The 21962-nt window shown below is 63.1% G+C and carries 20 protein-coding genes; 9 read left to right on the forward strand and 11 right to left on the reverse strand.

From position 1 onward, the window contains the following. Positions 1–141: 141 nt before the first annotated feature. From V7S54_RS01925 to hisS, 5 genes are all read right to left on the reverse strand, one after another. On the reverse strand, positions 142–1365 hold the full coding sequence (locus tag V7S54_RS01925) for an NAD(P)/FAD-dependent oxidoreductase (protein ID WP_065372715.1): 1224 nt from the start codon (positions 1363–1365) through the stop codon (positions 142–144). Positions 1366–1454: 89 nt separating this feature from the next. Further along, on the reverse strand, positions 1455–2162 hold the full coding sequence (locus V7S54_RS01930) for a glutathione binding-like protein (RefSeq protein WP_065372716.1): 708 nt from the start codon (positions 2160–2162) through the stop codon (positions 1455–1457). Positions 2163–2321: 159 nt separating this feature from the next. After that, positions 2322–3017 carry an ATP phosphoribosyltransferase gene (gene hisG / locus V7S54_RS01935; RefSeq protein ID WP_065372717.1) on the reverse strand — a complete coding sequence of 232 codons (696 nt, stop codon included), beginning with the start codon at positions 3015–3017 and terminating at the stop codon, positions 2322–2324. Beyond that, on the reverse strand, positions 3014–4156 hold the full coding sequence (locus V7S54_RS01940; protein WP_065372718.1) for an ATP phosphoribosyltransferase regulatory subunit: 1143 nt from the start codon (positions 4154–4156) through the stop codon (positions 3014–3016). The genes hisG and V7S54_RS01940 overlap by 4 nt, the downstream gene beginning before the upstream one ends. Before the next feature lie 5 nt (positions 4157–4161). Beyond that, positions 4162–5673 carry a histidine--tRNA ligase gene (gene hisS, locus V7S54_RS01945; RefSeq protein WP_065372719.1) on the reverse strand — a complete coding sequence of 504 codons (1512 nt, stop codon included), beginning with the start codon at positions 5671–5673 and terminating at the stop codon, positions 4162–4164. 430 nt (positions 5674–6103) lie between these two features. Here hisS and V7S54_RS01950 point away from each other — a divergent pair, with 430 nt between their 5' ends. Beyond that, entirely contained in the window at positions 6104–6532 is a 429-nt protein-coding gene (locus V7S54_RS01950) for a hypothetical protein (RefSeq protein WP_065372835.1), read from the forward strand. A gap of 117 nt (positions 6533–6649) precedes the next feature. Here V7S54_RS01950 and V7S54_RS01955 read toward each other — a convergent pair whose 3' ends face one another. Further along, positions 6650–7294, reverse strand: a complete 645-nt coding sequence (locus V7S54_RS01955) for a DNA-3-methyladenine glycosylase I (RefSeq protein ID WP_065372720.1) — start codon at positions 7292–7294, stop codon at positions 6650–6652. A gap of 254 nt (positions 7295–7548) precedes the next feature. Here V7S54_RS01955 and V7S54_RS01960 point away from each other — a divergent pair, with 254 nt between their 5' ends. Continuing rightward, positions 7549–8319, forward strand: a complete 771-nt coding sequence (locus tag V7S54_RS01960; RefSeq protein ID WP_065372721.1) for a L,D-transpeptidase — start codon at positions 7549–7551, stop codon at positions 8317–8319. 180 nt (positions 8320–8499) lie between these two features. Continuing rightward, entirely contained in the window at positions 8500–9195 is a 696-nt protein-coding gene (locus V7S54_RS01965; RefSeq protein ID WP_065372722.1) for a L,D-transpeptidase, read from the forward strand. A 64-nt stretch (positions 9196–9259) separates the two neighbouring features. Here V7S54_RS01965 and glcF read toward each other — a convergent pair whose 3' ends face one another. The 4 genes from glcF to V7S54_RS01985 form a co-directional block, all read right to left on the reverse strand. Continuing rightward, entirely contained in the window at positions 9260–10555 is a 1296-nt protein-coding gene (glcF, locus tag V7S54_RS01970; RefSeq protein ID WP_065372723.1) for a glycolate oxidase subunit GlcF, read from the reverse strand. 118 nt (positions 10556–10673) lie between these two features. Next, positions 10674–11054 (reverse strand): DUF4870 family protein, encoded by a 381-nt coding sequence (locus V7S54_RS01975; protein ID WP_057250898.1) that lies wholly within the window; start codon positions 11052–11054, stop codon positions 10674–10676. Positions 11055–11084: 30 nt separating this feature from the next. After that, complete coding sequence (gene glcE, locus V7S54_RS01980) at positions 11085–12296, reverse strand: glycolate oxidase subunit GlcE (protein WP_065372724.1); 1212 nt, start codon at positions 12294–12296, stop codon at positions 11085–11087. Then, positions 12293–13732, reverse strand: a complete 1440-nt coding sequence (locus tag V7S54_RS01985; RefSeq protein ID WP_065372725.1) for an FAD-linked oxidase C-terminal domain-containing protein — start codon at positions 13730–13732, stop codon at positions 12293–12295. Before V7S54_RS01985 ends, glcE begins: the two co-directional genes overlap by 4 nt. 106 nt (positions 13733–13838) lie before the next feature. Between V7S54_RS01985 and V7S54_RS01990 the strand changes: the two genes are divergently transcribed. Beyond that, positions 13839–14735: a LysR family transcriptional regulator gene (locus tag V7S54_RS01990; RefSeq protein ID WP_065372726.1), complete on the forward strand. Its 897-nt coding sequence runs from the start codon at positions 13839–13841 to the stop codon at positions 14733–14735. 123 nt (positions 14736–14858) lie between these two features. On the opposite strand, the gene V7S54_RS01995 is transcribed toward V7S54_RS01990, so the two are convergent. Next, positions 14859–16133: a DUF3422 family protein gene (locus V7S54_RS01995; RefSeq protein WP_065372727.1), complete on the reverse strand. Its 1275-nt coding sequence runs from the start codon at positions 16131–16133 to the stop codon at positions 14859–14861. A gap of 275 nt (positions 16134–16408) precedes the next feature. Between V7S54_RS01995 and V7S54_RS02000 the strand changes: the two genes are divergently transcribed. The 5 genes from V7S54_RS02000 (at position 16409) to V7S54_RS02020 (ending at position 21935) form a co-directional block, all read left to right on the forward strand. Further along, the gene (locus V7S54_RS02000) at positions 16409–17197 is read left to right on the forward strand and encodes a FadR/GntR family transcriptional regulator (RefSeq protein ID WP_065372728.1); all 789 of its coding nucleotides are present in this window, start codon (positions 16409–16411) and stop codon (positions 17195–17197) included. A gap of 206 nt (positions 17198–17403) precedes the next feature. Beyond that, a complete protein-coding gene (locus V7S54_RS02005) occupies positions 17404–17910 on the forward strand; it encodes an NUDIX hydrolase (protein ID WP_065372729.1) in 507 nt (168 codons plus the stop codon). A gap of 138 nt (positions 17911–18048) precedes the next feature. Then, positions 18049–19554: an inorganic phosphate transporter gene (locus V7S54_RS02010; protein ID WP_065372836.1), complete on the forward strand. Its 1506-nt coding sequence runs from the start codon at positions 18049–18051 to the stop codon at positions 19552–19554. 10 nt (positions 19555–19564) lie between these two features. Next, positions 19565–20302, forward strand: a complete 738-nt coding sequence (locus V7S54_RS02015; protein WP_065372730.1) for a 16S rRNA (uracil(1498)-N(3))-methyltransferase — start codon at positions 19565–19567, stop codon at positions 20300–20302. A 259-nt stretch (positions 20303–20561) separates the two neighbouring features. Continuing rightward, the gene (locus V7S54_RS02020; RefSeq protein ID WP_065372731.1) at positions 20562–21935 is read left to right on the forward strand and encodes a glutamate--cysteine ligase; all 1374 of its coding nucleotides are present in this window, start codon (positions 20562–20564) and stop codon (positions 21933–21935) included. Positions 21936–21962 lie beyond the last annotated feature (27 nt).

Raw genomic sequence — 21962 nt, forward strand, 5'->3', positions numbered from 1 at the left:
GGTGATTTAAGGAAATGATAAATCGTCGCTCCGGCCCACAGTTGCGTGGCCAAACAGTCGTTTCGTCGTTAACGAAAATTGAAATCGGACCGCCTGCAAGTTGCAGCGGGTGGAAAGCGCGGCCAGGCGTGGTCCTGCCGCTCAGGGCTGGGATAGCAGCGCCTTGAGGTCCGATTGCGGATCGGCAATGGCGGCCCGGTCGGGATTGATGCCGGATTCCAGGAGCTTCTTGCCCGTCACATAGGCCTTGGCGTCATTGATCGCATCGACCGCCACGAAGCGCCCCTGCCTAAAGTACCAGACGGACACACTACCCTCGCGCTGACCGGGTCTGACGATGGTTTCGTCATGACCGAGTCCAAAGCCGGCGATCTGCAGCTTGACGTCGTACTGGTCGGACCAGAACCAGGGCTTGGGTTCGTAAGGGTGTTCGCTACCGGCGAGGATTGCCGCAATGGCCTCGGCCTGGTCGACGGCGTTCTGCACCGATTCCAGCCGGATGCGCAGGTCTTCCCAGGGGAGCACGGCGCAATCGCCCATAGCGAAAATCGCCGGGTCCGCCGTTCGGCCGAAAGCGTCGACGACAATGCCGTTTGCCGTTTCGAGGCCGGCGTCATGCGCCAGGCGGTCATTCGCGGTGACACCGATGCCGACGATGACGACATCGACCGGCAAGACCGAACCGTCGGAGAGTTCAGCGGCGGTGACGCGGCCGTTTTCGCCGACGAGACGATTGAGCCCGGTCCCCTCGCGGATATCGACGCCGCGGGCGTGGTGAATATCGCGCACCAGGCCGGATGTCGCCGACGAGGCAACGCGCTGCAGGATGCGGTCGGCCATCTCTATGACCGTGACCTCGAGCCCGCAGGTCCGGGCGACCGCCGCCGCTTCAAGACCGATATAACCGCCGCCGACGACCAGGGCGCGACGGCGGGGCTTCATTTCCTCGGCAAGGCGATCCGCATCCCGGAAGTCGCGCACGACGAACACGCCCTCGAGATCCCCGCCGACGGAAGCCGGCAACCGGCGCGGCGTGGCGCCGGTCGCAAAGGCGAGCACCTCGTATTCGAGCGAGGTCCCGTCGCTGAGCGTCACGCGCTTGCCGGCGCGATCAAGGCCGGTCACGGTCGTCTGGAGCCGTATGTCGACATTGTGCTCGCCGTACCAGGCCTCCGGCCGATAGAGCAGCCGATCGAGGCTCATCTCGCGCAGCAGGTATTTCTTGGAAAGCGGTGGGCGTTGATAGGGCAGGCTCGCTTCGGAGGCGACGATGGTGATCGGCCGCTCGTCCTTAAGGGCACGCAGCTTGGCAACCAGGGCAAAGGCGGCCTGACCGCCACCGACAACTACAAGCCTTCCCGACACGCTTCTCACCTGCTTCTTATTCGTCTGTACAGCAAGGCCTAGCCTTGCGCCCGAGCTTCGTCAACTCAGGCACACGGCTGTCGTGATTGCTATTCCTTGCGCGGCACTTCCATGCCCTTTAGAGCCGCCGGGCGCGACAGACCGCGCTCGACCCAGGCCATCACGTTCGGAAAGCTCTTGTAATCGAGGACCTCGGCGCCGCCATAGAACCTGCGAGCGCCTTCGACCCAGGGGTAGGTGGCGATGTCGGCGATCGTGTAATCGTCACCCATCAGCCATTGCCGCCCCTCAAGGCGCGCTTCCAGCACGCCGAGCAAACGCTTCGCTTCGTCACGGTAGCGCTCGACGGGATAGGAATTGTTGGCGACCTTGTCGGCAGCGAACTTGAAGAAATGGCCGAACTGACCGAGCATCGGGCCAATGCCACCCATCTGGAACATCACCCAGCAGATGGTCTCGTAGCGACCAGCCGCATCGGCCGGAAGCAGTTTTCCCGTCTTTTCCGCCAGATAGATCAGGATCGCGCCGGACTCGAAGAGACCGATCGGCCTTCCATCCGGGCCATTGGGATCGATGATCGCCGGGATGCGGCCATTCGGATTGAGCGAAACGAACTCCGGCGATTTCTGCTCGTTGGCATCGAAGGCAACCCGGTGAGGCTCGTAGGCGAGACCCAGCTCTTCGAGCGCGATCGAGACCTTCACGCCATTCGGCGTCGGCAGCGAATAAAGTTGGATGATATCGGGGTTTTTCGCCGGCCAGCGCTTGGTGATCGGAAAGGCGGAAAGATCGGCCATGAAGGTCTCCTGGAACGGAATGGCGCAGAACGGCAGAAGCGCCGTTCGCACGCCTTACATAGGAGCGGAGGGCGTGCTTTGTGAGGGCCCTACTTTAATTTTTGCAGTCCGCGGGGCCAGCGAGATAGCCGTAGGCTCCGCCCTGCCCCGTTCGCAGCGTCAAAGCACGCCGCGAACCGCCGCAATAACCCGTGCCACGACCGGATCGCCGTCATGCGCCGATTTACGCGCCCGCACCAGGCAGGCCTCGGAACGCAGGATCACGCCGTCCGTCAGGATCTTCAGATGGTTCGCCTTCAGCGTCGAGCCGGTCGAGGTGATATCGACGATGATGTCGGCCGAGCCGGACGCCGGCGCGCCTTCGGTCGCACCGAGGCTTTCGACGATGCGATAGAGCTGGATGCCGTGGCTTCCCGAGAAATGGTTCTGCGTCAGTCGCCAGTACTTGGTCGCGATCGCCAGGCGGCGGCCATGGCGGGCACGGAAGTCGGCGGCAACGTCGCCGAGATCGGCCATGGTGTCGACGTCGTACCAAATCTCCGGCACTGCGACGACGACATCGGCATGACCGAAGCCGAGACGGGCGCAGAACTCGACGCGGGCATCGGCATTGGCAAGCCCCTCGCGCACCAGATCCTCGCCGGTGACGCCGAAATCGATCGAGCCGTTGGCAAGTTCGCGGGAAATCTCGGAGGCCGACAGGAACGCGATCTCCACATCATCAGAACCTTCGACCCGACCGCGATAGGAGCGATCGTTGCCGACGGCGACGATCTTCATGCCGGCCCGTTCGAAGATCGCCGAGGCGTCATCCTTCATCCGGCCCTTGGACGGCAGCGCGATGGTGATGGTCATTGAACGCCTCCCTGGGAGGTAATCGCCTTTTCGATGCGGTCGAGCCAGAGCGAGAAACCGACGGCGGGAATGTGTTCGCGGGCGCCGAGCAGCGTCAGCAGCCGGTCAAAGCGACCTCCGCCGGCCAGAACGGCCTGAATGCCGGCGACTTCGACCTCGAAGACGAGGCCTGTGTAATAGTCGAGCGGACGACCGAAGGCAGCGCGATAGCGGATCACGCCGATGTCGGCACCGGCCTTGGAAAGTGCTGCGACACGGGCATCGAAGCGGACGAGCGCCTCATCGAGCTTGAGGCCGGACTTCTGCGCGAAGGCGAAGAGTGCCGCCGGAGCATCGGCGAGCGGAACGTCGAGCGCCAGGAACGCGCCAACCTGGTCCAGCGTCTTGCGATCGAGCTGCGTGTTCGCCAGCTCCATCTTTTCCTTCAGCCGCCGGGCGATGTCCTGCGGCGAGCGGCTGGCATTGGTGGAGTAGCCGGTCGCTTCCATCGTTTCGGCGATATGGGCGACGAGGCGGGCTTCATCCTCAAGCAATCCGTCCATCGACAGGCGGACCACCTCAGGGCCGAAGACACCGACGGTCCGCGGATGGGCGAGTTCGGTGAGCAGCTTCTGCAGGTGCTTCTGGTCGCCAAAGGCATGGATCAGCCGCTTCTGCCAGCCGGCCGGCAGACCGCAGGCGCCGACGACGGCTTCGAACACCGCCTGGTCACCGAGCGTCACGCTGAGGGCGCGGCCGGGTAGACGGTTGGCGACAACACGCATGGCATCGCCGACGATGCGCGCATCGGCTGTGGCAATGTCTGTATCACCGAGATCCTCGATGCCGGCCTGGTAAAATTCGTTGCCGCCCTCGCGGCGCTGGCGGAAGACCTCGCCGAGATAGGCATAGCGCTTCGGCGTGCCGGTCACCGCCTCGATGTGGCGCAGGCAGACAGGAATGGTGAATTCCGGGCGCAGGCAGAGGCTCTCGCCCGTCTCGCTCTCGGTCATGAAGATACGGCGGCGCAGATCCTCGCCAGCCATGGCGAGGAAGGGTTCGGCCGGCTGGATTACCGGTGTGTCGACACGCAGCGTGCCAAGGCTTTCGAAGTCGGCAAGCAGATCGTCGGCGAAGGCAGGCAGATTGATGAGGGCCATGACCGTCAGCCCCTTGCCCGATCCTCGGCCTGCGCCGCCAGCATCTCGCGTACCTTTTCGACCAGCTCGGCCATCGGAACGGAAACCTGGGCCACGCGCGCCTCGCGCCAGGCCGCATTGTCCTCGATCTCACCCGACAGGCGCTTGCCCTCGATCAGATCCTTGATCTGCACGAGACCGGCGGCGCGTTCGTCGCCACCCTGGATGATCGCCAGCGGCGAGCCGCGGCGGTCGGCATATTTCAGCTGATCGCCAAAATTCTTCTTGTTGCCCTGGTACATTTCAGCGCGGATGCCGGCATGGCGCAGCTGCTGCACGAAGCGCTGGTAGTGGCCCATGCTCTCGATGTCGCGGTCCATGACACAGACGACGACCGGAGCAATCACTTCGGAGGCACCGAGCTTGCCGAGGTTCTTCAGCGCCGTCATCAGACGGGAAACGCCGATCGAGAAACCGGTGGCCGGCACCGGCTGGCCCATGAAGCGCGACACGAGGCCATCATAGCGGCCTCCGCCGCCAACCGATCCGAAGACGACCTTCTCGCCCTTCTCATTGGTGACGGCAAACTGCAGTTCGGCCTCGAAGACCGGGCCGGTATAATATTCTAGACCACGCACGACCGAGGGATCGATCTTGATGCGGTCAGCCTCATAGCCGGTGCTCAGCACAAGGCTGCGGATCGTGTTCAGTTCCTCGACGCCTTCGCCGCCCTTCGACGTTCCAGCAACGAGGGCCGCGAGTTCGGCAGCGCTTTCGGCGTAGTCCTTGATGCCGACGAAGAAGAGCACCTTGTCGATCTGTTCGGCGCTCAGGCCAGCGCCCTTGGTGAAGTCGCCGCTTTCATCCTTGCGGCCTTCGCCGAGCAGCAGCCGCACGCCTTCGGGACCGAACTTGTCGAGCTTGTCGATGGCGCGCAGCACCGTCAGGCGGGCGTTCGCCTTGTCGTCGCCGCCAAGGCCGATAGCTTCCATGACGCCATCGAGCACCTTGCGGTTATTGACGCGGATCACGTAGTCGCCGCGCGCGATGCCGAGGGCTTCCATGGTGTCGGCCATCATCATGCACATTTCGGCATCCGCCTGGACGCCGGCAGCACCGACGGTATCGGCGTCGAACTGCATGAACTGGCGGAAGCGGCCAGGGCCCGGCTTCTCGTTGCGGAAGACGTAACCGGCACGGTAGGTGCGGAACGGAAGCTGGATCTCATTGAAGTTTTCGGCAACGTGACGAGCGAGCGGCGCCGTCAGGTCGTAGCGCAGCGACATCCACTGGTCGTCATCGTCCGTCAGCGAGAAGACGCCTTCGTTGGGCCGGTCGCTGTCGGGCAGGAACTTGCCGAGCGCGTCGGTATATTCGAACAGCGGCGTTTCGACCGGATCGAATCCATAATGCTCGTAGACCGCCCGGATCTTGCCGATCATTTCGTCGGTCGCACGGATATCGGCGGCGGAGCGATCGACAAAGCCGCGCGGCAGGCGCGCCTTGAGCTTCTGCGGTTTCTTCTGTTTCTCGGTCATGGGAGCATTCCGGACTGTCAGCGTGTTGGCTGCTTTCCCTATCGGATCAAGTGGGGGGCGGCAAGGGTTTGCACCGCGCAAAGCGCGCGTCGCGCCGGTCGTAGCAAGCGACGCAGGCCACTCGGCGCGAGACGAAGCTGGAGCCGGTTGTCTCGACCCTGTCGATCGGAACGGGTTGACTTCAACCATAAGGCGCATTAAATCGCCAGCAATCACTAAAAGTTTATCACCCGATCGATCGCCGACGTTTCGATCATGGAGATCATCGGCTAATTTCGGTCCGGAGCATTACCCGCAGGTCACTCCGGATGCAATGAGAGCATCGGACCCAATACCCCAACGGCAAAATGGAACGGCGAACCATTTCATCGGGAATGGCGGATTTCTGCGGAGACGTCTCGCGGTCGGCGCGAAGAGAGGGATGGGCATCATGTTGAGATTCATGACACCTGGCTGCGGGGCGATCCAGCCCGGACATCTGGGCGCACATGACAATTGGATGCGGGGCCTCGACGAGGGGACCTACCTCATCGAAGCCTGGCGCTGCGATCTCGCGACCGGCATTTTCCAGCTCGGCCAAAATACCGCCGCCTTGCTCGGCATCTCCGCTCCTTCCTGCGGCATCATCGATCTGGTTCGCGCCTATGACCGCAAGGATCGCCCAACCGTGCTCAACATACTCGAACAGGCGACCGCCTCGTCATCCTCGTTCTGCTTTACCGCCATGGTGCGCGCGCCGACATCGCAAGCGGCGCAGCTTATCTGCGTCGGTCGGTCCTTGCTGGACACCCCAACCGGCGAGGAACTGCTGCAAGGCGTCTTCGCCTTTCCGCGCGAGCGCGTGATGCTCTGCGCTTGAGCGCAAAGCTTGAAACCGCGGACACTTTTCCCTGGGTTGAAGCAGCTCTATGAAGAGCCTCGCTGGCGCTCCCTCACCGGGAAACGCCTACCCCCAAACTGATGACGGGCGCGCCAATCAGACCACGCGAGCCCTGGGTCTTGCGAGCCTGCCACGCAGTTCCTCGACAACCACGCGGCAATGGCAGCCTTCGATGTGATCGTTGACGAGGCCCATGGCCTGCATGAAGGCGTAGATCGTCGTCGGCCCGACGAAGGTCCAGCCACGCTTCTTCAGGTCCTTGGAAATCCGCGTCGAGGTCGGGGTCGTAGGATTGGCAACGATCGCCTCGTAGGTCACCTGTTTCGGGCGCTCTTCCGCGGCGGGTTCATAGGACCAGAAATAGCCCGCGAGCGAACCGAACTCCTGCCTGAGCTCCTGGGCGCGGCGCGCATTGTTGATGGTCGAGACAATCTTGCCGCGGTGGCGCACGATGCCCGTGTCTGCCAGGCAGCGCTCGATATCCGTCTCATCGAATGTCGCGACCTTATCGAAATCGAAACCGGAAAAGGCCGCGCGGAACGCCTCGCGCTTGCGCAGGATCGTCAGCCATGACAGGCCGGACTGGAACCCTTCGAGGCAGATCTTCTCGAACAGGCGGCGATCGTCGGTGACCGGACGGCCCCATTCGTCGTCATGATAGCGACGGTAGTCGTCGAGATTGCCCTGCCAGGCGCAGCGCTGAAGTCCGTCCTCGCCAATTACTATGCCCTTGACCGTCATCGCTTTCCTCGCTCCATCCCGTTCATTTCCCTGCCTTTACCATTTGCAAACCAGATTCCTAAAGCGGCGGATAACCCTACCCAAAGCTTTATCGGCGCCTTCGCCTTTTAATGAAGCGCCGTTTACCATTCGGTGGCCCCCCGGTGACACGATCGCGCCATTGCCAAGGCGCATACCCCCCCGCTCGAGCGTCCGGTTCTTCGGCTGTCTGCGCCCCCTTGATGAATTTCGGCGAAAGGTAGCGAGTCCGTCCGATGTTGAAAAAATCCCTTCTTTTAGCAGTCTCCCTGCTGACCCTCGTCGCCGCTCCCGCCGTGGCGCAGGATCGGTATCAGAACCGGCCTCCGGTGGTCGTCAGCCCCGACCTCACCGCCCCCTGGGTAATGCAGCTCGGCGGGCAGCAGGCCCGCACGCGGCAGGTCATCTACCGGCAGCAGATTCCGGCCGCCACCCGAAAACAGTATTATCAGGGACAGGTCGCGCAGCCGCAGGTCAAGCGCCGCGCCATCAACCCGCTGATCCAGCCGGCGAACGCCATGCGCGCTCAGCGGCCGGTCAAGTCGAAATTCGACCCGCAATACCTGCCGCAGACGGTCGCCTATGAGAGCAAGGAAAAGCCGGGCACGATCGTCATCGATACGAACAACCGCTTTCTCTATCTGGTGACTGGCAACGGCGAGGCACGGCGTTATGGCGTCGGCGTCGGCAAGCCGGGCTTCGAATGGGCAGGCGCCCACAAGGTCACGCGCAAGGCGGAGTGGCCGAGCTGGACGCCGCCGCAGGAGATGATCAGCCGCGAAGCCGCCAAGGGCCACTACCTACCGGCGCGCATGGACGGCGGCCCGGAAAACCCGCTTGGCGCGCGCGCCATGTATCTCGGCTCGACGCTCTATCGAATCCACGGCACCAATGCGCCCTGGACGATCGGCTATGCCGTTTCCTCCGGCTGCATCCGCATGCGCAATGAAGACGTCGTCGACCTTTACGAGCGCGTGAAGCTGGGTACGAAGGTTATCGTCATATAATTGGAGCATAGCATAGAATATTCCCTCCCCCTCGCACGTTTTGCTATTGCCTATGCGTGATTTTCAGGCAACAGCAGCATGAACAGATATAAGTTCGGCGGTCCGCCGGCTGTATGGCAGGCTTGAACTTCGGCGCATTTTGCTTAGCCTGCCTGCAACGAGGGTTAGAGGGAATCGTATATGAAGCGTCATGCCAGCAAAGTGGTCGCGATCGCCATCGCGACCAGCACTATTCTTGCCGCCGCCAGCGCCTCGGCTTTCACGCCGACGCCGGCCACAGGCCCCAAGGTCAAATCATCAGACTTAGTACTCGTGGCCACGCCGAAGAAACCGGCAAAACAATACTGGCGCACCAAGGTTCGCTTCCGCACCGACGAAGCCCCCGGCACGATCATCATCGATACCAACAACAAGTACCTTTACTACATCGACGGCCCGAACCGCGCGACGCGCTACGGAATCGGCGTCGGCCGCGACGGCTTCGGCTGGTCGGGTGTCGTGAAGGTTGGCCGCAAGGCCGAATGGCCGACCTGGACGCCGCCGGCGGAGATGCGCCGGCGCGAGGCTGCCAAAGGCCGCATCCTGCCGATCACCCAGGAAGGCGGCATCGACAACCCGCTCGGCGCCCGCGCCATGTATCTCTACAAGGGCGGCCGCGACACGATCTTCCGGATCCATGGCACCAACCAGCCCTGGACCATCGGCCAGAACATGTCGTCCGGCTGCATCCGCATGATGAACGACGACGTGGAGCATCTCTATGACCGCGCCGATGTCGGCACCAAGGTCATCGTCATCGGCCCGGGCAGCAAGCCAGGCGACACCTATTTCGACGATCGCGGCGTCGATATCTTCCGCCAGATCTTCGGCGGCTGACAGCCATCGACCATGCACAGTTTGAAAGGCAGGTTCCTCACGGAGCCGGCCTTTTTCCTGTCAATCAGAGCCCCTTGGGTTTCGCTCCACCATAGGCCCAGTCGAGCAGCTCGACCGTGTGCAGGATGGGGATCGCAGTGCCGCTGGCGATCTGGGTGATGCAGCCGATATTGCCGGTGGCGATCGCATCCGGTTTGGTCGCCTCGATGTTCTTGACCTTGCGCGCCTTCAGTTTCGCCGAGATTTCCGGCTGCAGAATGTTGTAGGTGCCGGCCGAACCACAGCAGAGGTGGCCTTCGGCCGGATCGCGAACGACGAAACCGGCACGCTTCAGAAGCTGCTTCGGCGCCATGGTGATCTTCTGGCCGTGCTGCATCGAACAGGCGGAATGATAGGCAAGCGTCATGCCCCTCGCGTCCTGTTCCGGCAGGTCTAGCGTAGACAGGTACTCGGTGATGTCTTTTGCCAGCGCCGAGACACGTGCCGCCTTTTCCGCATAATCCGGATCGAGCCGCAGCATGTGGCCGTAGTCCTTGATCGTCGTTCCGCAGCCCGAAGCGGTGATGACGATGGCATCGAGCCCGCCTTCGTCGGCGACCTTCAGCCAGGCGTCGACGTTGCGACGCGCCGCCTCAAGCGCCTGGTTCTCGCGCCCCATGTGGTGCACCAGGGCGCCACAACAGCCTTCGCCGGCCGAAACAACCACTTCGACGCCAAAGCGCGTCAGCAGTCTTATCGTCGCCTCGTTGATTTCCGGCTTCAGCACCGGCTGCGCACATCCGTTCAGGAGCGCGACACGACTGACACGTTTTCCCTGCGCCGTGTGGACGCCGGGCAAGGCGGAAGCGGAGGGCTGCGGCACGGCGGCAGGTGCCAGATCGAGCATGATACCGAAGGTCTTCAGCAACGGCATGCGCTTCATCATCCCTGCGAAGGGCCGGGCAAGGCCGGCCGCCTTCAGCGACAGACGGAAGCGCGCGGGATAGGGCAGCACAGCCGCGAGCACGGAACGCGCCAGCCTGTCCCTAAACGGGCGCCGATAGGTGTTTTCGATGTGGACGCGCGCATGGTCGACGAGATGCATGTAGTCGACGCCGGAGGGACAGGTGGTTACGCAGGCGAGACAGGAGAGACAGCGGTCGATGTGGGTCACCGTTTCCTTGTCGGCCGCCCTGCCGTTTTCCAACATGTCCTTGATGAGATAGATGCGCCCGCGCGGACTATCGAGTTCGTCGCCGAGCGTCACATAGGTCGGACAGGTCGCCGTGCAGAAACCGCAATGCACGCATTTGCGCAGGATGGCCTCGGATTCGGCCACATGCGGGTCGGCGAGCTGTGCGGGGGTAAAATTGGTCTGCAAACGCGAACTCCACTTTCCGGTTCCGTGGTAACGGGCACGTGCGACGTGCTTCGATCACCGCGGCATTCTGATTTCAGCATCCTTCGACCGAAGCCGGCTTCAGGGTTTGCGCCGTGGTCTACACCATCCAGCTTTCGGGATTGGTGATCGGCTCCTGGCGCGCCGCCCGTTGCAGGCCGACGACACAGCGCACGACGATCCAGACGGCGGTGGCGATGAAACCGAGAACGCCGATCAACAGCACCGTCAGCAGCAACGAGATCACTCCGAACAACAGGGCGATCCAAAAGGTCCGGATCGCCCATTCATAGTGCGTCTGGACCCACGGCGCACCTTTGCCGCGATTGAGATAGGCCATCACCACGCCGATGATCGGAGTGATCCCCACCGCAAAGCCCACGAGATAAAGGACATAGATCACCTGGACATTGATCTTGCCCGGCTCCAGCCAGCGATCAGTCTCGCGGGAAAACGGTGTCTGCGGACCATTATCGCTCATCAACTCCTCCCATGTTCCACCGCCGTCGCCTCAGGAGACCGCAGCCATGCGGCCCGGATTGAAGATCCGGTGCGGGTCGAACTTCGCGCGGACGCGCTCGCTCAATTGTGCCACGGCCAAGGGTTGTGGTTCAAACGATGGAATGGCGGCACGATAGCCTTCTTCGGCCCTGACTAGGGTCGCGTGGCCGCCACCGAGAACCTTGATATAGCGGCGCACGAGTTCCGCTTCGGGGTCGGCCTCCATGCGCAGCCACACGAGACCGCCCTGCCAGTCATAGAAGGCATCGACGCCGGTCTGCAACCGGAGCGCCGCCACCAATTGATGGCCGAGCGACGGGGCGACGGAGACGCGCCAGAGCGGCTTCCTGGTGCCGTCGGCATAGGGTTTGACGTCGCGGATCTCGGCCCAGAGCTGCCGCGTCTGCGGCGCATCGAGCCGAGTCACCGCGCCGAAGCGGCCGACCGCGTTCGTCAGTTTTTCAGCCCGGAGCGCAACCGATGCCTCCAGTCCTTCGAGCCGCAGCACCGTCGAGGAACCGTCTGGAAGCCCGCCGTCGAGGAACCGCCCGCGCACGCTCTCCGGCAGATGCGCGGCACCCGAAACCTCCACCGTTTGCGCCATCGCCTCGGCCATGACCGCCGCGGCTTCGGCATCGTTGAGCCCGGAGACCACAATGGTCTCGGACGCCGGTGGCAGCGGCAGGACGCGGAACGTGGCTTCGGTGAGGATGCCGAGGGTGCCGTGCGAGCCGGCCAATAGCTTGACCAGATCGAGGCCGGTGACGTTCTTCATCACCCGGCCGCCAGCCTTGATCGCCTCGCCCTGGCCGTTAACGAAGCGAACGCCGAGCAGGCTGTCGCGGGCGGCACCGGCGACATAGCGCCTGGGGCCGGAGGCGTTGGCGGCAAAGACCCCGCCGATCGTCGGCTCTCCCGACGAGGCGAAAATCGGCCGATGGTCCATCGGTTCGAAGGCAAGCATCTGCCGGTTCTCTGCCAGTGCCTCTTCGATCTCGCGCAGCGGCGTCCCCGAAAGCGCGGTGATCGTCATCTCGGCCGGATTGTAGCTGACGATGCCGGACAAGCGGCGCGTCGACAGTACGCGGTCGGCGCGCACGGGATTGCCGAGACCCGAGCGCGTGTTGCCGCCGATCACCGCGAGCGAAGCCCTATCGGCCGCCATCGCGCGCACGACGGTTGCAATCCCCTCTTCGCTTGCCGGTTCAAAATGCACGATCATGCGGCGGGACGCCCTTCGAGCGGGAAGACCTTGGAGGGGTTCAGGATCCATTGCGGATCAAAGGCGGCCCGTGCCGCCATCTGCTGGTCGAGGTCGGCCTGGTTGTACTGGTGCAGCATGAGGTCCCGTTTTTCGATGCCGACGCCGTGCTCGCCCGTCAGGCAGCCACCGGCATCGACGCAAAGCTTGAGGATATCGTTGCCGGCGGCTTCGGCGCGCGCCGCATCCTCCGGGTCGTTGATGTTGTAGAGGATCAGCGGATGCATGTTGCCGTCGCCGGCGTGGAAGACATTGGCGACGCGCAGGCCATAGCCCGCGACGATCTCGCCGGTGCGACGCAACACATGCGAGAGCTGGCTGAGCGGCACGGTGCCGTCCATGCAGATATAGTCGGCGATGCGGCCGGTGGCGCCGAAGGCGGATTTTCGGCCTTTCCAGATCGCCGCCGCTTCCATGGCCGACTGGCATTCCTTGATCGTCGCCACCCCGTGACGGCGCGCGACAGCGACGATACCGGCGAGCGTCGCATCCATTTCCGGCTCGGAGCCTTCGACCTCGACGATCAGCAACGCTTCCACGTCGAGCGGATAGCCGGCATGGGCGAAGGCTTCGCAGATCTCGATCGCCGGCTTGTCCATGAACTCGATCGCGACGGGGATGATGCCGGAGCCGATGACATCGGCGACGCAGGCGCCGGCCGCTTCCGAAGAGGCAAAGCCGAAGAGCACGGGGCGAGCCCCCTCCGGCTTGGCGATCAGCCGCACCGTCGCCTCGGTGACGATGCCGAGCTGCCCCTCGGAACCGCAGACGAGGCCGAGCAGATCGTAGCCCGCCGAATCCAGCGCCTTGCCGCCGAGCTCGATGACCGTGCCATCGAACAGCACCATCTTCACGCCGAGCAGATTGTTGGTGGTGACGCCGTATTTCAGGCAATGGGCGCCGCCGGAATTCATGCCGATATTGCCGCCGATCGTACAGGCAAGCTGCGAGCTCGGGTCCGGCGCATAGAAGAAGCCGTCGGCGGAAACGGCTTCGGAAATATTGAGGTTGGTGACGCCCGCCTGGATGGTGGCAGCGCGATTGAAGAGGTCGATATCGAGAATGCGCGACATCTTCGAAAGGCCGATGACGACCGCATCCTCCTGCGGGATGGCGCCACCCGAAAGCGAGGTGCCGGCGCCGCGCGGTACGACCGGGATGCCATAGCGGCTGCAATATTTGAGAAGGGCTGCGACCTGCTCGGTCGTCTCCGGCAGTGCGACCGCGAGCGGCATGCGGCGATAGGCGATAAAGGCGTCGGTCTCGAAGGGCTTCAGCCCGCGCTCGTCGCTGATCAGGCAGCCCTCGGGTAAGAGGTCAGCGAGGTCGGCGACGATCTCGCGGCGCCGGGCGATAACAGCCTGTTTCGGTTGCAGAAAACCGATCGTCTCCGCCATCAGTTTCTCCCGCCGCATGTCAATTGGTCTATTTTCTTTACCACTAGGCTAGAGTCCCTGCAAATGCTATTGAGCTTTTCCGTTTTGGAAACAATGGCAACGATTGATGACGAATTTAGGCGATCTTGAGATTTTTGCACGGGTCGTTTCCACAGGCAGCATGTCGGCCGCAGGTCGGGTGCTGGGGTTTTCCCCAGCTGTCATCTCCAAGCGCATCAAAAGGCTCGAAGATCGTCTCGGCACGCGGCTTCTGCAGCGCACGACACGCCAGATCTCTCTGACCGAAGCCGGCCAGGGGTTCTACGATCGCGTACTCGGCATTCTCTCGGGCATCGAGGAGGCCGAGGCCTATGCCTCCGGACGCTCGTCGCATGCGCTCGGCGTGCTCAGAATCTCAGCGCCCACCTCCTTCGGCCGGATGCACATCGCGCCGCACCTGACGAAGTTCATGAAGGACCATCCGGACCTGAAACTGCACATCGTGCTGACGGACGAATTCACGGATATCGTCGCGGACGGCTTCGACATGGCGGTCAGGATCGGCGAGCTGGTGGATTCGTCCCTGGTCGCTCGGAAACTTGCGCCCGTCCGCCGGCTGCTCTGCGCTTCGCCGGAATACATCGCCCGCAACGGCGAACCGAAGGAGATCGGCGACCTCGCCAACCACCTCTGCCTGCCGGCGCACAACAACGACAACTGGAAGCTCGAAGGGCCGGAAGGGGCGCTGGTCTGGCACCCGGAGGGGCCGCTCGTGACCAATTCCTCCGAGATCGTGCGCGCCGCCGTCATCGCCGGCGCGGGCATTGCGCTGCGCTCCACCTGGGATATCGGCCCGGAATTGCGCAGCGGCCAGCTGGTACAGGTGCTGCCGCAATGGGAAGGCTCCAAGCAGCTGACGCTCTCCGCCGTCTATCCGAGCCGCCAGTTCCTGCCGGCCAAGGTGCGGCTGTTCATCGACTACCTGGCCGGGCTTTACGGGCCGATCCCTTACTGGGAGCAGTAGTTTCCAGGACTGTCTCTTTGTTCCTCGCAATTCCGGACGCAAAACCGCTGCACACTTTTGCTGGAATTGCCTGTTTCTCGCAATTCCGGACGCAAAACCGCTACGCACTTTTGCTGGAATTGCTTACTTGTGTTCACCTTCCTCGTGATGGCGGCGGATGCGGCGCACGATCAGCCAGACACCGGCAACGGCGAAGGGAACGGCAAGGCCAGTCAAGAGGCCCGGATCGATCGGCAGCTCGTGGCTGACGGCCTTGGCGAGATAGCCGAACAGGCCAACGACGTAGTAGGAGATGGCGGCGACCGACAGGCCTTCGACGGTCTGCTGCAGGCGTAGCTGCAGCTTGGCGCGTCGGTCCATCGAGTTCAAAAGCGCACTGTTTTGCCGTTCGAGTTCGACATCGACCCAGCTTCGAAGCAGAGCGGTGGCGCGGGCAAGTTTGCGCGACAGGTTGGCCTGGCGCTCTTCGACCGACTGGCAGGTGCGCATCGCCGGCGCGAGGCGGCGTTCGAGGAAGGTACCGATGGTCTCGTAGCCCGGCAGCGGCGTCTCGGAGAGCGTGCGAATGCGCTCCTGCACGATGCCGTAATAGGCGCGGCTGGCGCCGAAGCGATAGAGGCTGAGCGCGGCACCCGCCTCGAGGTCGGCGGCAAGCCGGGTGATCTCGGCCAGCATGTCGTCGGCCTCCTCGCGCACATTTTCCTTCATGCGCTGAGTGATTCCGGTCAAGCCATCCTCGGTCCGGCGGATCTCTGGCGACAGCGACTGGGCGAGCGGCAGGCCCATCATCGCCAGTGTCCGGTAGGTCTCGATATCGAGCAGGCGCTGAACGAGCGCGCCGGTGCCCGCCTCGGTCATGCCACGGTCGATGACCAGGATCTGGGTCAGGCCGTCACCGTTCTGGCGGAAGTCGGTGACGATCACCGCCTGGCCGTTCTTGGTTTCGCTGTAGCAGAGGCTTGTCGGATCGAAGAGCCCGATCGCATCACGGGTTTCAGGCGTGTCCGGCCGGATCTCCAGGCGGATCCCCGAGATCAGCGAGCCTGGCGGCGAAAAGCCGTCGCCGAAGGGATGGATCGGCACGTCGCCGCCGAACTGCTCCGGCGGCGGCGCGTCCCAGAAATAGGTGGAGAATTCGGTGTGACGCTCCCAGCGCAGCGTGCCCTGCCCCCAGGGCATCGCATGATGGTTCGCGTCCCGCCCCGGCGGTGCGATGCCGCGTGCGCGCGACAGCTCCGACAACACGGCATGATCGACGATCGAGCCGCCATCCGTCAGGAAGGCGAGCTGAAAGATCACCCGCGGCGTGGTGACCAGCGCATAGGGGCGCGAATGAACCTCGCCCAAGGCCAAGGCGCGCATCGGCGCCACCGGAAATGCAAAACTACCCTTTGCCATGAAGCGCTCTTGTCCCCCTCACGCGTTCATCACGACTCTCTTATCAATCGAACGAGCAAAAGAAAAAGGACGCATTGCCGCAGTTTGACTTTTGTCATCCAGCGCAAAGTGGACAAGCAAATTGACCACTTGCCGCCGACTGCCTAGATTGCGGCACAAGGCAGGAGGGCAAACCTGTGTGCGACTGGCCGTCCCTTCCTGCTCTAACCTATCAAAATCACGATACTTTTTAGGCCGAACCGACCGAAAACCGTCATGATCCGGGAGACCAAGACGTGACCGACGACCAGATCGACCTCTTCGCCCGCATCAGCCACAGCCGCACGGCGGACGAAGTCGTACATCAGATCGAGCTCCTGATCCTCGAAGGCGTGTTGCGCGACGGGGATCGGCTGCCGGGCGAAAGGGAGCTTTCCAAACGCTTCGATGTATCGAGGCCGATCCTGCGCGAGGCGCTCAAGGAACTCGAAGGGCGCGGCCTGGTCGAAAGCCACCATGGCGGCGGCACCTTCGTCGCCGATGTCGTAGGGAAGATTTTCTCCAGGCCGCTGATCGACCTGATTGCCCGTCATCACAAGGCGACCCAGGATTATCTCGAATACCGGCGCGAGCTGGAGGGCCTGACCGCAGAACTGGCCGCCACCCGCGCCACGGATTTCGACCGGGACATCCTGACCAGGATCATCGAGCGCATGCGTACGGCGCACGCCGCCGGCGACTTCGACGCGGAGCTCGAGGCCGATATCGAGCTGCACCAGGCAATCGGTGAGAGCGCCCACAACATCATCCTGATGCATACGCTGCGCGCCTGCTATCGGCTGCTTCAGCAGGGCATCTTCTTTCACCGCAACTCGGTTTTCGATGCGCCGGGCGCCCGCGATCGGCTGCTTGGCCAGCACGAGGCGATCTACGACGCGATCATGGCGCGGGATCCGGCGAAAGCAAAGGCCGCGTCGCAGAACCATATCGACTTCGTTGCCGCCGCAACCCGCGAGGCGGAGCGCACCGGCGAATGGAACCGTATCGCCCGCCTGCGCTTGCAGCAGCGAGACCGCGCGAACTGAAGAAGCAGACCTACGCCCAGTTGCCCGCGATTGGCAAACCGCCGCGGAAACACCATATCCTGTCGTATCTGGACCACAGTTCAGCGGAAAGCTGACTGCATATCCGGCTGCCCGCTGACCGCGACATTTACACGCAACAGGACGCTGCCATACTGGCTTTAACAGAAAATGGGAACACTGATTCGCCGAGAGGAGCGCAGACGACCTTGAACTTCTTGAACAGACTCGCATCCGATGTCCAACTGATGTTGCGCCGCCCGGCGCGCATGCAATATGCCGCGCTCTGCTATCGGATCCGCAAGAAGACCAAGGCCCTCGAAATCCTCATGATCACCAGCCGCGACACCGGCCGCTGGGTCATTCCCAAGGGATGGCCGATGCAGGGCAAGCGCGCCCACGAGGTGGCCGAGCGCGAGGCCTACGAAGAGGCCGGCGTCAAAGGGCACGTGCAGAAGTCGACGATCGGATTCTATCTCTACCAGAAACGCATGGACCATGGCCTGAAGATCTCGGTCAAGGTGCAGGTCCACGCGCTGGAAGTCGACGATCTCGCAAAGCACTTCCCCGAGGAAGGCCGCAGGCAACTCGAATGGGTCGACTACAAGGAGGCCGCTTCACGGGTGGCAGAGCCGTCGTTGAAGGACCTCATCCTCGCCTTTGGCGAACGCATGGCGGCGCCGCCTGCGCCGATGCCGAAGGCTGCGAACGGCTAGCCTTCCGGGCATCCCCCCGGGCACGCAATGCCCCCTGAACGCGGGTTCCGGACGCACGCGGCACCGCTGTCCATCAAATCCACTTGAATGCTTGTTGCAGTGGCCTTAGTGGCCATGGTGACAATGGAGTTCCAGGCAGTGGCACAGCCGCGCATACGCCTCGCAAAACAGACGATCGACAAAGACCTCGACAAGCTGAGCCTTGCCGAAGAGGCGTCGCAGCATGTCCGCCGCAGCCTGGCGGCTCCAGCGCTCGCCGGGCTCTTTCTACTGCTCAGCATGGCCTTTGCCGCAAGCTTCGTGACGAGTTCTGCGAGCGCGCCGATCATCATCGCCGCGGCCGCGATTGCCGGCTACATGGCCATGAACATCGGCGCCAACGACGTGACCAACAACGTCGGCGCGGCCGTCGGCGCCAAGGCGATGTCGATGGCCACGGCACTTGCCATCGCCGCCGTGTTCGAGATCGCCGGCGCGCTGCTTGCCGGGCGGCAGGTCGCGTTGACGATCGAGGCGGGCATCGTCTACGGCGAAGACGTGCTCGGTCCGCAGACGATCATCTGGATCATGATGGCCGCGCTCGCGTCTTCAGCCGCCTGGATCAACATCGCCACCTATTCCGGGGCGCCGGTTTCGACCACGCATTCGATCATCGGCGGCATCGTCGGCGCGGGCATCGCGGCTGCCGGCTTTTCCAGCGTGCAATGGTGGTCGCTTGCCGGCATCACGCTCAGCTGGTCGGTCTCGCCGCTGCTGGGAGGCACAATCGCCGCAGCCCTCCTCGCCTTCCTCAAGGAATTCATCATCTACCGCGAGGACAAGATCGCCGCTGCAAGGCGATGGATGCCTGTTATCCTCGGTGTCACGGCCGGCTGCTTTACCGCCTACCTCGCTGCTATCGCCCTGGTGCAGGTTGCCGCGATCACTCTGCCAACAGGTCTTGCCGCCGGATTGGTTGCCGGCTTCGCGGTCTATCTGCAGGCCAAGCCCTGGATCGTCGGGCAATCGGAAGGCCTGGACAACCGAAACCAGTCATTGCGGCGGCTCTTCCGGTTGCCATTGATCGTGGCGGCGGCCCTGCTCTCCTTCGCTCACGGCGCCAACGACGTCTCGAACGCGATCGGCCCGTTGGCGGCAATCGTCTCGGCGCTCGACGGGGTCATCACAACGGAGAAGTCGCCGGCCCCGCTCTGGGAACTGGCGATCGGCGCGCTTGGCATTTCGATCGGCCTGCTGCTCTACGGTCCGAAGCTTATCCGCGTCGTCGGCCAGGAGATCACCAAGCTCAACCCGATGCGCGCTTTCTGCGTCGCGCTCGCCACCGCGGTCACGGTGCTTTTGGCATCGGCGCTCGGACTGCCGATCAGTTCGACGCACACGGCGGTTGGCGCCGTCTTCGGCGTCGGCTTCTTCCGTGAATGGTACATCCGCAATTCCAAGCGTCGCCTGCAATATGTCCGCCAGCGGACAGGGCAGGCCGACTTCATGGAAACGGCGGAAACCAACTTCGCCGAAGTTCGGCGCCGGCGCCTCGTACGCCGCTCGCATTTCCTGACGATCGTCGGTGCCTGGGTCATCACCGTTCCCGCCTCGGCCGCGCTATCGGCCGTCCTCTACCTCATCCTCTCCAGCATTTTCATGTGAAGGCCCCGATATGCGCGCCAATTTTCGCATGCAGCGACTGTTCGTCGAACATGCCCTCAATGCGGGCTCCGCCCGCGAGGCGACCAAGGAGCAGTTCAACTATCTGATCAACGTGCTTCGCTACGAGGAAGGCTCCTCGATCCTCGTCTTCAACGGACGTGACGGCGAGTGGCGTGCGGAACTCTCCTTCGCCAGCAGGAAAAAGCTGGTGCTGACCGCAGTCGAGCAGACGCGCCCGCAGCCCGAACCTTGCGATCTCGTCTATCTTTTCGCGCCGCTGAAGGTCGGCAGGCTCGACTATCTCGTGCAGAAGGCCGTCGAAATGGGCGCAGGCGTGCTGCAGCCGGTCATGACGCAGCATGTGCAGGGCAAGCTCGGCAGCACCGAGCGCGTGCGCGCCAACGTCATCGAGGCGGCCGAACAATGCGGTGTGCTCGGCATTCCCGATGTCGAGGAGCCGCGACGACTGGAGGACGTGCTGGCCACCTGGCCCACCGACCGGCGCATCATCTTCTGCGACGAAGGCAGCGACAGCCAGAACCCGTTGCCAATTCTCTCCGCCGTCAAGGAGAAGAAACTCGCCTTGCTGATCGGTCCGGAAGGCGGTTTCTCCGAGACAGAGCGAACATTGCTGCGCAGCCTCGATTTCGTCAGCAGCATTCCGCTTGGACCGCGGATCCTCAGGGCCGACACCGCCGCTGTCGCAGCCATGGCGGTCATCCAGGCGACTGTCGGCGACTGGCGATAGCCGGTCGCTCCGGAGCTGACCGGATGCCGCTCTTTCTCCTAGAAGATGGCTCCTAGAAGAAGAGGGACTTCTTAAAACAAGGTATGGTTGGGTCGATGATACCCAGTTCCACTGAGCTTGCTCCAGCGCAAGCAATCGTCCTACTTTTTTTGATGAGATCTTGAAAGAAATTGACTTGCACCGCACCTGATTACGGTTCAAGCAGCCTTCATCAACTCCCGCTATCCAGTGGGAGGCGCCCAAACAAAAGAAGACGCTCATGGCCCGAGATACCACCGACCAGACGCCGGTAACCTCTGTCGCTGACCTGACCGCCTATCTGGCAGAAGGTTCGAAACCGGAGGAGCGGTTCCGGATCGGCACGGAGCACGAAAAGTTCGCCTTCTTTAAGGCGGACAACAGCCCCGTCCCCTATTTCGGCGAGGCCAGCATCCAGGCGCTTCTGAATGGAATGGCCGCAAAGAGCGGCTGGGAACCGATCGTCGACGAAGGCAACATCATCGGCCTTGCCGAGCAGTCGGGCAATGGCGCCATCTCGCTGGAGCCGGGCGGCCAGTTCGAGCTTTCCGGCGCGCCGCTCGAAAACCTGCACCAGACCTGCAAGGAATCGAACCAGCACCTCGCGGTTCTGCGCGAAGTCGCCGAACCGCTCGGCATCCGTTTCCTCGGCATCGGCGGCAGTCCGAAGTGGACCTTCGCCGAGACGCCGCGCATGCCGAAATCGCGTTATGGCATCATGAGCCGCTACATGCCGAAGGTCGGCACCAGGGGCCTCGACATGATGTACCGCACCTGCACGATCCAGGTGAATCTCGACTTCTCCTCGGAAGAGGACATGCGCCGCAAGATGCAGGTGTCCTTGAAGCTGCAGCCGCTTTCGACGGCGCTGTTTGCGAGCTCGCCCTTTACCGACGGCAAGCCGAACGGCCTGCTCTCCTGGCGCGGCGATATCTGGCGCGACACCGACAATCAGCGCGCCGGCCTGCTGCCCTCCGCCTTCGGTCCGGATTTCGGTTTTGCCGACTATGTCGAATGGGCACTCGACGTGCCGATGTATTTCGTCATGCGCGACGGCCACTATCACGACTGCACGCACGTCACCTTCCGCCAGTTCATGGGTGGCGCGCTCAAGGGCGAGATCGCCGACTGGCAGCCGAACATGGGCGACTGGACGAACCACCTTTCGACGCTGTTCCCCGACGTTCGGCTGAAGCGCTTCCTCGAAATGCGCGGCGCCGACGGCGGCCCGTGGCGGCGGATCTGTGCGCTGCCGGCCTTCTGGGTCGGTCTGCTCTATGATCGCGAAGCGCTCGATGCCGCCGAGACCCTGACGCGCGACTGGACCTTCGAGGAGGTGAGCGCGATGCGCGACGCCGTTCCGGCTCAGGCGCTTGCGACAAGGTTCCGCACAGGCACCCTCTACGACATGGCTCGCGAAGTCATCGCCATTTCGCGCGGCGGCCTGAAGCGCCGCAACCGGCTGAACGGCGACGGCGTCGACGAAAGCCAGTTCCTGGCGCCGCTCGACGAGGTGCTCGCCAAGAAGGCGACGCTCGCCGAAGATCTGCTGGCACTCTACAATGGTCGCTGGAACGGTTCGGTCGAACCGGTTTTCGCCGAATACCAATATTAAGGTGCCCGCCAGACGCTCTCAAAAAGC

Origin of the sequence: Ensifer sp. CCNWLY38, from assembly GCF_037120565.1 — a bacterium.
Taxonomy (GTDB): domain Bacteria; phylum Pseudomonadota; class Alphaproteobacteria; order Rhizobiales; family Rhizobiaceae; genus Ensifer; species Ensifer adhaerens_H.

What these genes read in the sequence shown, in the direction of transcription:
- hisS (WP_065372719.1), bottom strand. Translation starts at nt 5,673, where the DNA reads ATGACCGAGAAACAGAAGAAACCGCAGAAGCTCAAGGCGCGCCTGCCG.
- V7S54_RS01985 (WP_065372725.1), bottom strand. Translation starts at nt 13,732, where the DNA reads ATGGCGGAGACGATCGGTTTTCTGCAACCGAAACAGGCTGTTATCGCC.
- V7S54_RS01940 (WP_065372718.1), bottom strand. Translation starts at nt 4,156, where the DNA reads ATGGCCCTCATCAATCTGCCTGCCTTCGCCGACGATCTGCTTGCCGAC.
- V7S54_RS01955 (WP_065372720.1), bottom strand. Translation starts at nt 7,294, where the DNA reads ATGACGGTCAAGGGCATAGTAATTGGCGAGGACGGACTTCAGCGCTGC.
- V7S54_RS01990 (WP_065372726.1), top strand. Translation starts at nt 13,839, where the DNA reads ATGACGAATTTAGGCGATCTTGAGATTTTTGCACGGGTCGTTTCCACA.
- V7S54_RS01960 (WP_065372721.1), top strand. Translation starts at nt 7,549, where the DNA reads ATGTTGAAAAAATCCCTTCTTTTAGCAGTCTCCCTGCTGACCCTCGTC.
- V7S54_RS01965 (WP_065372722.1), top strand. Translation starts at nt 8,500, where the DNA reads ATGAAGCGTCATGCCAGCAAAGTGGTCGCGATCGCCATCGCGACCAGC.
- V7S54_RS01995 (WP_065372727.1), bottom strand. Translation starts at nt 16,133, where the DNA reads ATGGCAAAGGGTAGTTTTGCATTTCCGGTGGCGCCGATGCGCGCCTTG.
- V7S54_RS02015 (WP_065372730.1), top strand. Translation starts at nt 19,565, where the DNA reads ATGCGCGCCAATTTTCGCATGCAGCGACTGTTCGTCGAACATGCCCTC.
- V7S54_RS02020 (WP_065372731.1), top strand. Translation starts at nt 20,562, where the DNA reads ATGGCCCGAGATACCACCGACCAGACGCCGGTAACCTCTGTCGCTGAC.
- V7S54_RS01950 (WP_065372835.1), top strand. Translation starts at nt 6,104, where the DNA reads ATGTTGAGATTCATGACACCTGGCTGCGGGGCGATCCAGCCCGGACAT.
- V7S54_RS01930 (WP_065372716.1), bottom strand. Translation starts at nt 2,162, where the DNA reads ATGGCCGATCTTTCCGCCTTTCCGATCACCAAGCGCTGGCCGGCGAAA.
- hisG (WP_065372717.1), bottom strand. Translation starts at nt 3,017, where the DNA reads ATGACCATCACCATCGCGCTGCCGTCCAAGGGCCGGATGAAGGATGAC.
- V7S54_RS01975 (WP_057250898.1), bottom strand. Translation starts at nt 11,054, where the DNA reads ATGAGCGATAATGGTCCGCAGACACCGTTTTCCCGCGAGACTGATCGC.
- glcE (WP_065372724.1), bottom strand. Translation starts at nt 12,296, where the DNA reads ATGATCGTGCATTTTGAACCGGCAAGCGAAGAGGGGATTGCAACCGTC.